Source organism: Collinsella sp. LCP19S3_F2 (genome assembly GCF_052121015.1).
Taxonomy (GTDB): Bacteria; Actinomycetota; Coriobacteriia; order Coriobacteriales; family Coriobacteriaceae; genus Collinsella.
The window spans coordinates 169400-185218 of record NZ_JBQKFA010000001.1; the positions used below are offsets into that span (position 1 = coordinate 169400).

Here is a 15819-nt window from a genome sequence, read left to right on the forward strand (position 1 = left end):
CAAACGTTGGCTGGCCCTGGAATGGAATGATGCCACGCGGCTTGGAAGAGGCCGTCGATTTGGTCCCAGGGGAGGCGGTTTGAGGGTCGCAGAACAAAAAACGGGGCACAGGTTGTCCTGCGCCCCCGTTTTCGGGTGTTATCCGTTCCCTGCGGCAGAATTTACGCCGCTTCGTCGAACTGCGAGTTGTACAGGTCGGCGTAGAAGCCGCCTTGGGCGAGCAGCTCGTCGTGCGTGCCCTTCTCGACGATGTCGCCGTCGCGAATTACCAAGATCACGTCGGCGTTGCGGATCGTGGACAGGCGGTGTGCGATAACAAAGCTGGTGCGGCCCTGCATCAGCGCATCCGTGGCGCGCTGAATAAGCTCCTCGGTGCGGGTATCGACGTTGGATGTCGCCTCGTCCAAAATCAGCGCCGGGCGGTCGGCCAAAATGGCGCGGGCAATGGTCACGAGCTGGCGTTGGCCCTGCGAAAGGTTGGTGCCTTCCTCGTTGATCATAAAGTTGTAACCGCCGGCGAGCGTATGGATAAAGTGGTCGCAGCGTGCAGCGCGTGCAGCGGCCTCGACCTCGGCATCGCTTGCATCGGGGCGTCCGTAACGGATGTTCTCGCGGATGGTGCCGTTAAACAGCCACGTATCCTGCAACACCATGGCAAACTCGCCGCGCAGTGCCGCGCGGTCCCAATCGCGTACGTCGACGCCATCGACGCGCAGCGAGCCGCCGTCCACGTCGTAGAAGCGCTGAAGCAGCTTAATGAGCGTGGTCTTGCCCGCGCCGGTGGGACCGACGATGGCGATGGTCTGGCCGGGCTGTGCCTCGCAGCTAAAGTTGTGGATGATGGTCTTGTCGGGCGTGTAGCCAAACTTGACGTGGTCAAACTCCACATGGCCAGGGCGCTTTTCGGGAATCTGCGCGTCGGCCTTCTGCTCCTCCTCGGGCGCGGCCAGGAACTCAAAGACGCGCTCGGTGGCAGCGGCCATAGACTGCATCGTGTTGCTCACGTTGCCCAGCTGCTGCACGGGTTGCGTAAAGTTGCGAACGTACTGGATAAAGCTCTGGATGTCGCCGGGCGTGGCATTGCCGGTCAGCGCGAGCTGTGCGCCCACCACGACGACGCCCACGTAGCCCATGTTGCCCACCAAGCTCATAAGCGGCATCATCAGGCCCGACAGGAACTGCGAGCGCCAGCCACTAATAAAGAGGCGGTCGTTTTGACGGTCAAACTCTTCGATTGAGGCCTCGGCGCGGTCGAACACCTGAATGACGTTCTGGCCGGCAAAGTCCTCCTCGATAATGCCGTTGACGGTGCCCAGGACCTGCTGCTGCTCGCGGAAGTACGGCTGCGAGAAATGAATCATCACGGTCAGGATAATCGCGGCGGCCGGCAGTGTGAGCACGGTGACGCCGGTAAGCGGCAGGCTGATCGACAGCATCATGACGAGCACGCCGACAATCTGCGTCACCGACGTGATGAGCTGCGTCACGCTCTGGTTGAGCGACTGACCCAGCGTATCGACGTCGTTGGTGATGCGGCTGAGCACATCGCCCTTGCTGTGTCCGTTAAAGTAGCTCATCGGCACGACGGCAATCTTGGCGGCGATCTCCTTGCGCATGCGGTAGCAAATCTTTTGCGTGACGCCGGTCATGAGCCAGCCCTGGATGAGGCTGCAAACAGAGCTTGCCAGATACAGGCAGAGCAAAAAGCCGAGCGTCTTGGCGATCCAGGCAAAGTCGACATCGCCGGTACCGTTGACCTTGGCGACCAGGCCTTCGAACAGCTTGGTCGTAACCTGGCCGAGCACCTTGGGTCCCACAATGTTAAAGACGACCGAGCACACGGCAAAGGCGACGGCGGCAAGCACGGCAACCTTGTGTTGACCGATATAGCCGAGCAACTGCCGCATGGCGCCCTTAAAGTCCTTGGCCTTCTCGCCGCGGCCCATGCCACCCATGCGGCCCATGGGACCGCGCTGGCGGGTGGGCTTGGGAATCTGAGTCTTGGTCTCGTCTGCCATTAGTGCTCGCCTCCCTCCATAACGGCTGCAATTTCTTCTTGAGTGAGCCCCAGCTCCTCGGCGGAAAGCTGCGACTGTGCGATCTCCAGGTACGCCGGGCAGCTGTGCAGCAGCTCCTCGTGCGTACCAGTGCCCACCACGTGGCCGTCGTCGAGCACGATGATCTGGTCGGCGTGCATGATGGTCGCGATGCGCTGGGCTACGACAACGAGCGCGGCGTCGGTAACGTTTTTGGCAAGCTCTTCGCGCAGGCGCGCGTCGGTCTTGTAGTCGAGGGCGCTAAACGAGTCATCGAACACCAGGACCTCGGGCTTTTTTGCCAACGCGCGGGCGATGGCCAGACGCTGGCGCTGACCGCCCGAGACATTGGAGCCGCCCTGGCTGATGGGGGAGTCGTAGCCGCCCTCGCGCTCGGCGATAAAGTCCTCGGCTTGGGCGATGCGCGCGGCCTCGTGCATGTTCTCGTCGCTTACCATGTCGCCGGCAAACTTAAGGTTGCTCTCCACGGTGCCCGAGAACAGACGCCCCTGCTGCGGGATGTAACCAATGCGGCGGCGAAGCTCGGAAAGGGTCATATCGCGCACGTCGATACCGTCGAGCGAAATGCTGCCGCCCGTGACGTCGTATAAGCGCGGAATCAGCTGTACGAGCGTGGACTTGCCCGAGCCCGTGGAACCAATGATGCCGAGCATCTGACCGGCATGCGTGGTGAAGTTCACGCCGCTAATGACGTCGGCGCGGGCATCGGGATACTGGAAGCTCACGTCGCGGAAGGTGAGCTCACCGCGCGGTGCGCTGGCCGCGGGCAGTTTGGGCGAGGCGGGGTCGTTGATGCTCGTGGGGCAGGTGATGACCTCTTCCACGCGCTCGGCTGCGACCTCGGCGCGGGGCAGGATGACCGAAACCATGGTGAGGATCATAAACGCCATGACGATCTGCATGGTGTAGGAGATAAACGCCATCATGTTGCCGACCTGCATCACGCCATCGGACACGCCCTGCGCGCCAAACCAGACGATAAGCACGGTGATGCAGTTCATGACGAGCATCATGAGCGGCATCATAAAGCTCATGGCACGATTGGTGTAGAGCTGCGTGGTCATTAGGTCGAGCGAAGCCTTGTCAAAACGCTCGAGCTCATGCTCCTCGCGGTTGAACGAGCGGATGGGCATAAGGCCGTCGAGCAGCTCGCGGGCGGTGAGGTTCACGCGGTCCACAAAGCTCTGCATCTTTTTGAACTTGGGCATGGTGAGGCCCATAAGCACGCCGACGACGGCCGAGACCGCGATGATGGCCACAGCGATGGTCCATTCCAGGCCGGTGTGGTTGGCCAGGACGCGCATGACGGCGACGATGCCCATGACGGGGGCCATCAGGCACATGCGGATAAACAGGGTTGAGGCCATCTGAATCTGCTGAATGTCGTTGGTGCAGCGGGTGATGAGCGAGGCCTGGCTAAACTTGCCCACCTCGGCCGGCGAGAAGTGCATAACCTTGTTGAAGGTCTCGCGGCGCAGGTCGCGTGCGATGGAACAGGCGGTGCGCGAGGCCACGGCGCCGGTCAGGATGGTGGCGATGAGCGAGATCAGGCACAGACCAAACATCGTGGTTGCCATGCGGCCCAGATAGGCGTTCTGCACGTCGGCGGGGTCGATGCCCTGCGCCTTGTACTCGTTTTGTACATAGCTCACGGCGCGTTGGGTCACGATGGAACCCGACATGGAGCCCATTTTGTCCGCCATATCGTTGGCACCCTCGACGAGCTTGCCCTGGTCGATTAGGCCGCCTTCAACGCCTAGGCGCAGGCTCTTCATGGTGATCTTACCGCCGTCGGTATCAATCTGCTTTTGCATGTTCTGCGCCGCCGCGGCCTTCTGCTGCATCTCGGCGAGCTGCTCGGGCGTCATTGCCGCCATCTGCTCGGGGGTGGGCATGGCCTGGGCGGCGTTGTTGTTATTCTCGCTGGACGAACCCATCATGTCATCCATGGAGTTGGCGTCAATGCCCTGGTTGAACGAAAGGACGACGGTCTCGGGCAGGCTCACGATGTCGGCAATCTTGCCGCCGTCGGCGCGCTCTTCCTCGGTGCCCTTGTACGTTCGAATGCCGTTATTATCCGCCTTGCTAAACACGGCCTCCACAGCTTTGGCGTCCTTATCGCTCATAAAGAGTTCGAGGTCGTCGAGCGATTCGGTGCGAATGGTGTCAGGTACGGGCGAGGCGATACCGCCTTGCTGCACGCCCACGTCGACGATGTCGCTCATATACGTAGGCAGCGCCAGATCGGCGTTGCAGCTGATTACGATAAGTACGATAGCTGCGAACAGTGCCAGGACATGCTTTTTAAAGAGCTTGAGAATCCTCACTCGGCATCTCTCCTTTCTTGATTGCGGTCGATAATTTCGTTGGCACGCCTAAGAAGGCGCACCATCTCTTGGGTATCTGTTTCGCCGAGCTGCTCGAGGAAGGCCGCGGTGCGGTCCTCGAATTCCCGATGCTTGATTTCGAGATCATGGAATCCCTTGTCGGTCACCGTGACGTGTACGCGACGACGGTCGGTCTTTGAGTGCTCGCGCTCGACCCAGCCTTTGGCTTCGAGAGCGCGCAGGATATTGGCGATGCGGGCGCTCGAGACCCAGGCACGATCGGCGAGTTCGCTTGGCGTGAGCGAACCGCCAGCGAGCATGAGGGCGCGCATGACGGCCATCTCACCACTGAGGGCTTTGTCCGCAAAGCGCGAAATGCGCTGATGCATACTGCCGAACTCGGTAAGGAGCTGACGCCCAAGTTCACGGAAATCGGTATCTTTCACCGAAAACCCCTAACACTAGAAACTATTTTTGGTAGAAGATGATACCCCCATATGCGGGCCTCATGCAGTGGGCAATATTAAGAACGCATAAAGACTTAAAATAATTCAATTGCTGAAGCGTTTCAAAGAACTATCATGCCCGCGGTTAGGCGAGGGGTTGTCACCACCATGACGACTGGGACTCATTTATCGCCATGTGCGATGCTCCAACTTCCCGCAAGGAGACATCTGAATCAAGGGGGTTGGAGTCATGGCATTTGACTTCACGGGTAAAACCGCGATCGTTACCGGTGGCACTCAGGGCATTGGCCTCGAGATTGCCAAGGGTATCGTTGCGGGCGGCGGACACGTCGCGCTCATCGCAAGGAACGCTGCTAAGGGCGAGGCTGCTGTGGCCGAGCTTGGCGAGGGCAACAAGTTCTATCAGCTCGATGTCGCCGATGCGCCCAAGGCGCGCGAGACCGTCGAGCAGATTTTTACGGACCTGCCGCAAACCAACATCCTGATCAACTGCGCCGGTGTCATCAGCACCAAGAAGTTTGACGAGATCGACGACACCGAGTGGCGTCGCACCATCGACATCAACCTCAACGGCACCTTTACCATGATGAATGCCGTGTACCCGCACTTTAAGGCGGCACATGCCGGCACTATCGTCAACGTGAGCTCCGTTGCTGGCAAGATCGGCGGCGGCCTGCTCGGCACCGCGGCCTACGCGAGCTCCAAGGCCGGTGTCAACGGCCTTACCAAGGCGGTCGCCAAGGAGGGCGGTAAGTTCGGCATCCGCTGCAACGCTGTGTGCCCGTCGCTCACGCTTACCGACATGACGTCGATCCTTTCTGACGAGAACTCTCAGCGCATCATCAACGGTATTCCTCTGGGCCGCGCCGCCCAGGCCAGCGAGCCTGCGCAGATGGTGCTGTTCTTCGCTTCCGACCTCGCCAGCTTCGTGAACGGCGAGATCGGTGACTGCGACGGCGGCATCGTCCTGGACGGGTAATACCCCGCGGTAATCGTTTGGCGGCGACCCTGGCGAATCGGGGTTGTCGCCTTCTTTCTGACATAGGCGCGTGCGGCTACGATTCGCATGCATCCAAAGGAGATATATATGAGTGAATCGACTGCGGTGGAGGCGCCGGCTGCAAAGGAGCCGTTCTTTAAGATGTCGTCCATCCCGGGCGCCAATATTTTGGTGCCGCTTTTGCTGGGCTGCTTGCTCAACACGCTATTCCCCGACCTGTTCAAAACGCTCGGCAGCTTTACGCTTGGCATGACCCAGCAGGGTGCAAGCCCACTCGTGGGCGCTTTTTTGCTCATCGTCGGTACGACGATTTCGTTTAAAAGTGCGCCTGCCGCCGCTGCACGCGGCGCCATCATCATCGCTGTCAAGCAGATCGTGGTCGTTGCCGTGTCGCTGCTCATCCTTTATGTATTCAACGACAACCTGTTTGGCATCTCTGCCATGGTGATGCTGGCGGCTTGCACCGGCGCCAACAACGCTATGTACGCTGGTCTGATGGGCACCATGGGCAACGAGGCCGAACGTGGCGCCGTCGCCATCACCACACTCGTTGTCGGCCCTCCGGTCACAATGATCGTGCTCGGCGCTGCTGGCCAGGCTCCGATCGGCTGGTCGCTCGTGGGCGCCATCCTGCCGATCGTCGTCGGCATTATTCTGGGTAACCTCTTCCCGAGCTTTAAGAAGATGATGGCTCCGGCACTTTCCGCCATCATCGTGCTCGTCTTCTTTGCCATGGGCTCGACCATGACCTTTGGCCAGCTCATCAACGGCGGTCTTCCCGGCATCCTGCTCGGCGTGATCTGCTCGGTGGTCTTTGCAATTCCCGTCATCGCGGTCGATAAGTTCACGGGCGGTACGGGTGTCGCAGGTGCGGCCATTTCGAGCTGCGCCGGAGCCAATGTGGCCACGCCTGCCGCCATGGCGAGTGTCAACGAGGCCATGTACGGTGGCGCCGTGCTCGCGACGGCTACGGCGCAGGTTGCAGCGTGCGCCATCGTGACGGCCATTTTGACCCCGCTGGTCACCAGCTGGTGCTACAAGCATTTTGAGGGCCAGGGTCACGGCGACAGCAAAAAGGCCGCGGCCGACAAGGTCGCCGCAGCCGCTTAATGCCAAGCGGCAATCAAAGCTAAATAACTAGCCACGCCACAGGGCGGCCCCGGGGGAAATCCCGTGGCCGCCCTGCAGTTTCTGTGGGTCTCTGGGGCACTTTACCCTGCTAAAGCTGGCATAACAGCTAGAGTGAACGTCGTACAAAGGCAAGGAAAAATACCAAACAAATCGGTGAACGGTAGTTGTTCGCGCTCGCATTTCCTGCGGATTTGTTAAAAACGCCCTAATGGTATAAAAAAAGAAACATATAACAGCCCTGATGAAGGGGGTGGCTATGTTATCCTTCTCAAACGGGTGAAATCTTGGGTTTTGGGTTGCAGTTCCAAGGTGGACAAACGTTTTTCCCTGTGCTAACGCGCGATGGAAGGCGAATGAAGCCGGTCATGCAACCCGAACATTCAAGAATTCAATAAGCAGCGGTGTGAGAGAGCGCCGCATTATACGTAACTAGGAGCGTGGTTACACAATGCAGGAGGCATGGGAAGGCTTCAAGGAAGGCATCTGGACGGGAGAGGTTGACGTCCGAGACTTCATCCAGAAGAACTACACCCCCTACGAGGGCGACGAATCGTTCCTCGCCGGTCCGACCGAGCGTACCAAGGAGCTGTGGGGCGAGGTTCTCGACCTGCTGCTCAAGGAGCGCGAGCAGGGCGGCGTCCTCGATATGGATACCAAGACTGTCACGGGTATCGTGAGCCACCCCGCTGGCTACATCGATAACGCCCACCGCGAGAAGGAGACCATCGTCGGTCTTCAGACTGACAAGCCGCTCAAGCGCGCTCTGCACGTCAACGGTGGTATCCGCATCGCTTGCCAGGCTGCCAGCCAGCACGGCTACAAGATCGACGAGAACGTCGTCGAGCGCTACACCTTCGAGCGCAAGACCCACAACGCCGGCGTCTTCGATGTCTACACCCCCGAGATGCGTGCTTGCCGCTCGGCTCACATTATCACCGGTCTGCCCGATGGCTATGGCCGCGGCCGCATCATCGGCGACTACCGTCGTGTCGCCCTGTACGGCGTCGACTACCTGATCAAGGATAAGGAGGCCCAGAAGGCTTCCACCCCGACGGTCATGACCGCCGACAACATCCGCGATCGCGAGGAGCTGCAGGAGCAGATCCGCGCCCTCGGCGAGCTCAAGATGATGGCCGAGACCTATGGTTTCGATATTTCCAAACCTGCTACCAACACGCAGGAGGCCATCCAGTGGATGTACTTCGCCTACCTCGCTGCCGTCAAGGAGCAGAACGGCGCCGCTATGTCCATCGGCCGTACCTCTACGTTCATCGACATCTACGCTGAGCGCGACCTTGCCAACGGTACCTTTACCGAGGAGCAGATCCAGGAGTTCGTGGATCACTTCATCATGAAGCTCCGCATGGTCAAGTTTGCCCGTACCCCCGAGTACCAGGCCCTGTTTACCGGCGATCCGCAGTGGGTCACCGAGTCCATCGGCGGCATGGGTGTTGACGGCCGTACGCTCGTTACCAAGATGAGCTTCCGCTACCTGCACACGCTCGAGAACATGGGCACCAGCCCCGAGCCCAACATGACCGTTCTGTGGTCGACCCGTCTTCCCGAGAACTTCAAGAAGTTCTGCGCCAAGACTTCTGTCGCCAGCTCCTCGGTCCAGTACGAGAACGACGACCTCATGCGCGTTTACCATGGCGACGACTACGGCATCGCCTGCTGCGTGTCCTCCATGCGCATTGGCAAGGAGATGCAGTTCTTCGGCGCTCGTGCCAACCTGGCCAAGTGCCTGCTGTACGCACTCAACGGCGGTGTTGACGAGGTCTCCAAGAAGCAGGTCGGCCCCAAGTATCGCGCCGTCGAGGGCGACACGCTCGATTACGATGACGTTATGGCCAAGTACAACGACATGATGAAGTGGCTCGCTGGCGTGTACGTCAACTCGCTGAACATCATTCACTACATGCACGACAAGTATTGCTACGAGCGCATCCAGATGGCTCTGCACGACAAGCACGTGCACCGCTGGTTCGCTACGGGCATCGCTGGCCTTTCCGTCGTGGCTGACTCCCTGTCCGCCATCAAGTACGCCAAGGTTCACCCCGTCCGTGACGAGAACGGCATCATCGTCGACTTCGAGACCGAGGGCGAGTTCCCCAAGTACGGTAACGACGACGACCGCGTCGACCAGATCGCTCACGACGTTGTGCACCAGTTCATGGAGTACATCCGCATGAACGACACCTACCGCAACTCCGTGCCCACGACCTCGGTTCTGACCATTACCTCCAACGTCGTGTACGGTAAGAAGACCGGCTCCACGCCCGACGGCCGCAAGGCTGGCCAGCCGTTCGCCCCGGGTGCTAACCCCATGCACAAGCGCGATAGCCAGGGCGCCATCGCTTCGCTGTCTTCGGTTTCCAAGCTCCCGTTCCGCGATGCCCAGGACGGCATCTCCAACACCTTCTCCATCATCCCGGGCGCGCTCGGCAAGGAGGACCAAGTGTTCTTTGGTGATATCGACCTTGATCAGCTGGGCGAGTAACTATTGTTAGTGCTATACTAACAATAACGATTACTGATTAGTGCGACGGTTTCGGCCGGCGCCTATCGATTGAAGGAGACACATTATGAAGGTTTCTGAAGTTTCCGAGACTCAGGCCGACAACCTGGTCCACATGCTCGACGCTTACGCCGAGAAGGGTGGCCACCACCTGAACATCAACGTCTTCAACCGTGAGACGCTGCTCGACGCTCAGGCTCACCCCGAGAAGTACCCGCAGCTGACCATCCGCGTTTCCGGCTATGCCGTGAACTTCCACACGCTCACCAAGGAGCAGCAGGACGAGGTCATTTCGCGTACCTTCCACAACAAGTTCTAAAGGGACTCAACTCCCACCGAAGACCCGGTAAGGCCTACGCACTTTGCCTCTCAAACGTCCTCGCCGCTTCGCGGCTGCGGAATGTTTGCGAGGCAAAGTGCTCCCGGCCTTGCCGGGTCTCCTGCGTTATCGCACTTTAGGGAACCACGCTAAATTAAATTGGTGTCCTCGGACATGCAAGAAGCCCTCGCTGCGCACTTCGTGCGGCGAGGGCTTCTTGCGTCCTGCGGAATGTTTTGGGAGGTAGCCCAAACAGCCCCGGCGGGGTCCTGTGTAGTCACCCTTTAGGCGGAACTCTCCTAATGGGCTGAGCGTTCTGGATACTTACTTGCTACCGTTTATCGCGTATAGCTACCGTTTGCGGAGTAAGTAACACTTAGTAATAAACCGTGTAAAATCTCAGTTAAGAACGGAGTTTTCCAGGGAGACGCTGTCCTTTGTTTTGTGCAAGGGACGGCGTCTCTTTGGCGCTTGGAGACCGTTCTGTAGCAGGACGGCGGACGTGCGTCACATATTAAAAAGTCAACGTCGAGATGGGTCGTGATAAGAATGGGCAAGTACGTAATCGTGGTTGAATCTGGTTCGGATGTGACGCCAGAGCTCTGCGAACGCTACGGCATCGTGCGTGTGCCCATGCATGTCACGATTGGTGACGAGACCGTCGAGGACGGCTCGATCGATCCGCTCGAGATCTATTCGCGCTGCAACGAGTTTGGCGTGATGCCCAAGACCAGCGGCTGCGCGCCGGCAGATTTCTCTCGCGTGTACGACCGCATTCACGCCGAGCAGCCCGACGCGACCATTTTGCATCTTGCGTATTCCGAGGCCACGACCTGTTCGCATCAGTCCTCGAAGATCGCGGCAGAGGGGCGCGACTACGTGTTCTCCATGGACACGCGTTTTGTCTCGGTGGGCCAGTCGCTTGTTGTCGTCGAGACCGCCAAATACATCGAGGCTCATCCCGATGCCACCGTCGACGAGATCTTCGCCTTCGCGAACTCCGTTATGGACCGCGTGTTGCTGGGCTTTGTTCCTACCGACCTTGCCTTCCTTAAGGCGGGCGGTCGCTTGTCCAACGTGGCGTTCCTAGGTGCCCATCTGCTCAAGATTAAGCCCTGCATTGAGGTAACGGGCGGCAAGTTCGTGGCGACCAAGAAGTTCCGCGGCTCTATGCTCAAGTGCGCCCGCGCCTTTATTGACCACATGGTTGCGAAGGGCGAAATTGACTACTCGCACATTGGCCTGGCGTATTCGGTAGGCCTTTCCGAGGAGCTGCGCGACGACATGGAAGTCTATGCGCACGACCTGGGCTTTAAGGACGTTACCTGGACTCAGGTCGGCGGCGTCATCTCGAGCCATTGCGGCCCGACCGCCTTCGGCGCGGTGCTCACGCTCAAGGCGTAACGCCTGGTGTCTATCGATTTCTATTGCCTCGGCGGCGGGCGGGTTGCGACAACCTTCCCGCCGCTTTTGCATGGGGCCAAATAGGACAATCAAATTGACCGCTAAACCGTTTCGCCATCAAGCATATAGGCTAGAATGACTCTGGCATTTATGTAGCTAAAACCAATGAGAGGCAAGGTAGCGGGAATGGCTGAGATGAAGCTCGAGGGTATGGACGCTCGTCCTGAGGACTCCGCGTTTGCCCTGGGCCGCGTGCATTCGATCGAGACGATGGGAACGGTCGATGGACCCGGCATCCGCTTTGTGGTGTTTGTTCAGGGCTGCCCCATGCGCTGTGCGTATTGCCACAACCCCGATACCTGGTCGGTTAACGGCGGCACCATGGTGACCGTCGAGCACCTGATAGACGAGTTCCAGAGCAACCATGAGTTTTACCGCAGCGGTGGTATTACGGTATCCGGCGGCGAGCCGCTCCTGCAGCCTGAGTTCTTGGCCGACCTGTTCCGCGCAATGCACAACAACCCCGATGGTCGCGTACATACCTGCTTGGATAGTTGCGGCTATGCGTTCGACCCCGCGCATCCCGAGAAGTTCGATGCCGTACTCAACGAGACCGATATGGTGCTGCTCGACATTAAACACGCCGATCCCGTCGAGCATAAAAAGCTGACCGGTTGCGATCCTGCGCGCATCCTGGCGTTTGGCGATGAGCTGGCGCGTCGCAGGATCAAGGTCGTTATCCGTCACGTGGTAGTACCGGGCATTACCGACACGGCAGAGGAGTGCGAGGCACTCGGTCGTCTGATTGCCCCGTGGCATAACGTGGTGGGCCTGGAAATGCTGCCGTATCACACGATGGGCGTCGTCAAGTATGAGCAGCTGGGGATTCCCTATAAGCTCGAGGGCGTTCCGCAGATGGATACCGCGCGCATGCCCGAGCTGCGCAACGCCGTCATGACGGGCATGAAAAAACGCCGCGCGGAACTCAAAAACGCCATCGGCTAGGGGTAGCTCATTTGGGGCCGGTAGGGTGGAGAAGTAGCTAAAAGAGCCCCGTCCTAAAAAGACTGCTCTCTGGGTTGCGGTGAGATGCGCAACAGAATCGTGCCATTTGGATAAATACGCTTGTGGTTTCTTTAAAGACACCTTAAACGCTTCTGAATATCTTTGGAAAGAAATGCCTGCTCGGTATTATGCTGCTCGTATATGAACGGGAGCAATCAGGAGACCACGTGCGAAACAACGCATCGCGGGACGAGCATGTGCCGCAGCATAGCAGCAGATATGAGACGAAGGGCACGTCTTCGCGTGGCCTTGCCGACGCCCGCATCCGCGTGACGAAGATTGCCGCCATGGGGATGCTAACGTTGGCGGTTATTATCCTCGGAATTACCGCTAAAACCTACGCGTCGGAGCGAATGGCACACTCAGATGCGTCAACGGTACAGACGCAAAACAAAAAGGTCTCTAAATCTAAAGCCACCGCAAGTCAAACCCTGTCGACAGCGAGCCTCAAGACGAGGCTTTCGAAGGCGGACTTTAACGATATTCCCTCAGGCGATACCGTGCAGACCTTCTCACTGGTTGATGACCAGATCCCCGTCCTTGAGGATGAGAGCCTCGCCGCGCTCCAAGATACCCTTGATCAGGCCCAGGAATTGGGCGACGTGGGTGTGGTGTTTTACGATCTGTCGAGCGGCAAGGGCGTGACGTATAACGCGGACGCCGAGGTGTACGGTGCGAGCAGCTACAAGGCGCTCTATGTACTCTACGTCTGCGAGTTACTGGTCGAGACAGGGCAAGTATCGCTCGATGATACTCTGGGCACCTATGGCGGCTACAGTATGGGCTGGCTGACGGTTCGCGACCTGATCGAGACCTCGGTCGTCAACTCGGATAACGACTCGTTTATCGCGTTGCGTGCAACGTTTGATCAAGATGGCTACGAGGATTGGATTGCCGCACTCGGCGTCGAAGACGAGGTCGCGCTCGATCCAATGAGCGATTTCCCAACCTACTGCCCGCGCGCCTCGGCCAAGTTGTGGCGCGAGATGAGCGAGTATTTGAGCCGCGAGAGCGAGACGTCGCAATGGCTGTCGGGCCTTCTGGCCTCTACGACCCGGTCCTTTATCCGTGACGGCATTGCGGACGACCATGTCATGGTGCGTAACAAGGCCGGTTGGATCAGCGAGGCAGGTTGCAATGCGACGTGCGATGCTGGCCTCATCGATGTCGATGGCGACACCTACATTATGAGCATCATGTCATCGATGCCGTGGAGTGACCGTTCGAGTGAGGCCGTGGCCGCCATCGCCAAGGCGCTCTACGATACCCGCGCTGCGTTGGCCTAACGGCTTCGTATTGCGCGGTTGAGTCAAAATGCTGGTACCATACCGTGGATAAACAGTTTTCACAGGTTTGGGGGATGGTATGCCTGCCATCGCAATCATCGGTGCACTCGAAAAAGAGGTTGCGCAGATTAAAGAAGAACTGAACGGCGCCCATGTGTCGCAAGAGGCAGGCTTGAGCGTTGTAAGCGGCGAGCTCAACGGTCTGTCAGTGGTCGCCACGACCGCTGGCATGGGAACCGTAAACGCCGCTGGTGCAACACAGCATCTCATCAGCAAATATGCTCCGCAGGCCGTTGTGTTTTCGGGCATTGCGGGTGGCTTAAACTCCAAACTCCATATCAATGACGTGGTTATTGGCAAGTGCCTGCGCTATCTGGATACCGACACGGCGCTCATCGCCGAGTCGGCGCCGGAGCTTGAGGAGTTTGCCTCGACACCGGCTCTGGTTGACATCGCCACCACCGTGCTTGCCGAACATGGGTTTATCGATGCTGACGCTTCCGATTCCGCTGCGGAGAAGGACCCTAAGCAGTTCCTGGTTGGCACTATCGCTACAGGTGACCGCTTTGTAACGGGCGACGCTATGCGCACCGCCGCCATCGACGCGACGCATGCCGATTGCGTTGAGATGGAAGGTGCTGCGATTGCCCATATTGCAGCCAAGAACGGTGTCGATTGTCTGGTGCTGCGTGCTATCAGTGATAATTGTGACGAGGCATATGACGCGTTTTGCGAGCGAGAGTTCGATTTGGACGAGTACGCCCGCACCGCGAGCGGCATCACACTCGATATCGTCCGCTGCATCGCCGCTGCGTAATCGTGCATCCCTATTGTAAGAACCTACGACCAAGGAGTATCCATGGCCGATTCCATTAACTACCAGCTTGCCAAGTTCGTCGCCAGCTACGGCAAGGTTTCGCAGATCCCCGAGTCCACCTGTCCCGAGGTGAGCTTTGTGGGCCGCTCCAATGTGGGCAAGTCGTCCATCATGAACAAGCTCTTTGGCCGCAAGAACCTGGTCAAGGTTTCGAGCACGCCGGGCAAGACGAGCAATATCAATTTCTTCGAGGCCGACGACGTGCACTTTGTGGACCTGCCGGGCTACGGTTTCGCCCGTCGTTCCAAGGCCGAGCGCGACCGCTGGGCCGAGCTCATCGGCGACTTCTTCGACTCCGAGCGCAGCTTTAACCTGGTTGTGTCGCTGGTGGACATTCGCCATGACCCCAGCAAGCTCGACCATGACATGATCGACTACCTGCAGGGCAACGAGTTCAACTTTATCGTCTGCCTCACCAAGGCCGACAAACTCAGCCGCACCCAGCAGGCCCGCCAAGCGGCAGCCATCAAAAAGCAACTCAACGTCCCGGCCGAAAACGTAATTATCACAAGCTCCCAGACCGGCACCGGCATCGACGAGCTCAAGCGCCGCATTGCCGAGGCCTGCCTCTAGTAGGGGCTCTTGGCAGACAATAGTTTGCATCTATCTATATCACCCCAGTGATAGTTGTTGGTACACTATCACTGGGGTGATATTTTTATTCGGAGGTCGATATGGAGCTTTGGCACGGGTCGGAGGTTGTTGTCGAACGTCCGTCGTTGGATAAATGCAGACAATTCAATGACTATGGGCGCGGGTTTTATTGCACGCCACATGAGGAAATGGCGATGGAATGGGCATGCCGGACCGAGTCTGATGGCGTTGCCAATCGATATGAGCTTGATTTAGATGGCCTTTCGGTCTTGGATTTGGAGTCTGGGGAGTTTTCAATCCTCAATTGGCTTGCAATTCTGGCGAATAACAGAGAGTTCAATGTTTCGACGCCATTGGCGCGTGAAGGGCTTCGCTATCTACTTGATAACTGCTTAATTGATACATCTCCTTATGACGTTATTCGAGGCTATCGTGCTGACGACTCCTATTTTTCGTTTGCAAGACAGTTTGTCAGCGGCATGATATCGCTCAGACAGCTGCAACGAATCATGTGCTTGGGTGATTTGGGTATCCAATATGCCCTTATGAGCGAGCGCGCATTTTCGATGATTAGATTCTGCGATTGGAAGCGGGCTTCGGGGTCTGAGTTTTATCCCAAGCGTTTTGAGCGAGAGCAGAATGCTCGACGCAAATACTTGGATACGGTCAATGGGTTCGATTCCGAAGGCATCGACATTAGGGATTTAATGGCAGGGAGGGTTGATTTAAATGATCCAAGAGTTAACAGATCGTGGGCCGAGTAGGACATATCCC

13 protein-coding genes are annotated in these 15819 nt (G+C 58.2%); 10 read left to right on the forward strand and 3 right to left on the reverse strand.

From position 1 onward, the window contains the following. Positions 1 to 161: 161 nt before the first annotated feature. The 3 genes from ACTQX9_RS00780 to ACTQX9_RS00790 are packed head-to-tail and all read right to left on the reverse strand — an operon-like array spanning position 162 to position 4830. Positions 162 to 2018 carry an ABC transporter ATP-binding protein gene (locus tag ACTQX9_RS00780; protein WP_441031269.1) on the reverse strand — a complete coding sequence of 619 codons (1857 nt, stop codon included), beginning with the start codon at positions 2016 to 2018 and terminating at the stop codon, positions 162 to 164. Next, a complete protein-coding gene (locus ACTQX9_RS00785; protein ID WP_441031267.1) occupies positions 2018 to 4384 on the reverse strand; it encodes an ABC transporter ATP-binding protein in 2367 nt (788 codons plus the stop codon). The genes ACTQX9_RS00780 and ACTQX9_RS00785 overlap by 1 nt, the downstream gene beginning before the upstream one ends. Then, positions 4381 to 4830 carry a MarR family winged helix-turn-helix transcriptional regulator gene (locus tag ACTQX9_RS00790; RefSeq protein ID WP_154514934.1) on the reverse strand — a complete coding sequence of 150 codons (450 nt, stop codon included), beginning with the start codon at positions 4828 to 4830 and terminating at the stop codon, positions 4381 to 4383. The genes ACTQX9_RS00785 and ACTQX9_RS00790 overlap by 4 nt, the downstream gene beginning before the upstream one ends. Positions 4831 to 5080: 250 nt before the next feature. On the opposite strand from ACTQX9_RS00790, the gene ACTQX9_RS00795 reads away from it, so the two are divergent. The 10 genes from ACTQX9_RS00795 (at position 5081) to ACTQX9_RS00840 (ending at position 15809) form a co-directional block, all read left to right on the forward strand. Then, positions 5081 to 5830 (forward strand): SDR family NAD(P)-dependent oxidoreductase, encoded by a 750-nt coding sequence (locus ACTQX9_RS00795; protein WP_427728112.1) that lies wholly within the window; start codon positions 5081 to 5083, stop codon positions 5828 to 5830. A 108-nt stretch (positions 5831 to 5938) separates the two neighbouring features. Continuing rightward, positions 5939 to 6961, forward strand: a complete 1023-nt coding sequence (locus tag ACTQX9_RS00800; protein ID WP_427794436.1) for a 2-keto-3-deoxygluconate permease — start codon at positions 5939 to 5941, stop codon at positions 6959 to 6961. A 469-nt stretch (positions 6962 to 7430) separates the two neighbouring features. Continuing rightward, on the forward strand, positions 7431 to 9482 hold the full coding sequence (gene pflB, locus ACTQX9_RS00805) for a formate C-acetyltransferase (protein ID WP_427718174.1): 2052 nt from the start codon (positions 7431 to 7433) through the stop codon (positions 9480 to 9482). 85 nt (positions 9483 to 9567) lie between these two features. Continuing rightward, positions 9568 to 9819 carry an autonomous glycyl radical cofactor GrcA3 gene (grcA3, locus tag ACTQX9_RS00810; protein WP_055252439.1) on the forward strand — a complete coding sequence of 84 codons (252 nt, stop codon included), beginning with the start codon at positions 9568 to 9570 and terminating at the stop codon, positions 9817 to 9819. Between the two features lie 549 nt (positions 9820 to 10368). After that, entirely contained in the window at positions 10369 to 11223 is an 855-nt protein-coding gene (locus ACTQX9_RS00815; protein ID WP_441540232.1) for a DegV family protein, read from the forward strand. Positions 11224 to 11409: 186 nt separating this feature from the next. Further along, positions 11410 to 12228 (forward strand): pyruvate formate-lyase-activating protein, encoded by an 819-nt coding sequence (pflA, locus tag ACTQX9_RS00820; protein WP_427718181.1) that lies wholly within the window; start codon positions 11410 to 11412, stop codon positions 12226 to 12228. Between the two features lie 227 nt (positions 12229 to 12455). After that, complete coding sequence (locus ACTQX9_RS00825) at positions 12456 to 13574, forward strand: serine hydrolase (protein WP_441540233.1); 1119 nt, start codon at positions 12456 to 12458, stop codon at positions 13572 to 13574. A 79-nt stretch (positions 13575 to 13653) separates the two neighbouring features. After that, positions 13654 to 14391 carry a 5'-methylthioadenosine/S-adenosylhomocysteine nucleosidase gene (gene mtnN / locus ACTQX9_RS00830; protein ID WP_441540234.1) on the forward strand — a complete coding sequence of 246 codons (738 nt, stop codon included), beginning with the start codon at positions 13654 to 13656 and terminating at the stop codon, positions 14389 to 14391. Positions 14392 to 14433: 42 nt separating this feature from the next. Continuing rightward, the gene (yihA, locus tag ACTQX9_RS00835; protein WP_055252447.1) at positions 14434 to 15024 is read left to right on the forward strand and encodes a ribosome biogenesis GTP-binding protein YihA/YsxC; all 591 of its coding nucleotides are present in this window, start codon (positions 14434 to 14436) and stop codon (positions 15022 to 15024) included. Between the two features lie 101 nt (positions 15025 to 15125). Next, entirely contained in the window at positions 15126 to 15809 is a 684-nt protein-coding gene (locus tag ACTQX9_RS00840; RefSeq protein ID WP_441054943.1) for a DUF3990 domain-containing protein, read from the forward strand. The last annotated feature ends 10 nt before the right edge of the window (positions 15810 to 15819 follow it).

Coding starts and splice junctions, on each gene's coding strand:
- ACTQX9_RS00780 (WP_441031269.1), bottom strand. CDS start 2,018: ATGGCAGACGAGACCAAGACTCAGATTCCCAAGCCCACCCGCCAGCGC.
- pflA (WP_427718181.1), top strand. CDS start 11,410: ATGGCTGAGATGAAGCTCGAGGGTATGGACGCTCGTCCTGAGGACTCC.
- ACTQX9_RS00800 (WP_427794436.1), top strand. CDS start 5,939: ATGAGTGAATCGACTGCGGTGGAGGCGCCGGCTGCAAAGGAGCCGTTC.
- ACTQX9_RS00795 (WP_427728112.1), top strand. CDS start 5,081: ATGGCATTTGACTTCACGGGTAAAACCGCGATCGTTACCGGTGGCACT.
- ACTQX9_RS00815 (WP_441540232.1), top strand. CDS start 10,369: ATGGGCAAGTACGTAATCGTGGTTGAATCTGGTTCGGATGTGACGCCA.
- ACTQX9_RS00840 (WP_441054943.1), top strand. CDS start 15,126: ATGGAGCTTTGGCACGGGTCGGAGGTTGTTGTCGAACGTCCGTCGTTG.
- grcA3 (WP_055252439.1), top strand. CDS start 9,568: ATGAAGGTTTCTGAAGTTTCCGAGACTCAGGCCGACAACCTGGTCCAC.
- yihA (WP_055252447.1), top strand. CDS start 14,434: ATGGCCGATTCCATTAACTACCAGCTTGCCAAGTTCGTCGCCAGCTAC.
- pflB (WP_427718174.1), top strand. CDS start 7,431: ATGCAGGAGGCATGGGAAGGCTTCAAGGAAGGCATCTGGACGGGAGAG.
- mtnN (WP_441540234.1), top strand. CDS start 13,654: ATGCCTGCCATCGCAATCATCGGTGCACTCGAAAAAGAGGTTGCGCAG.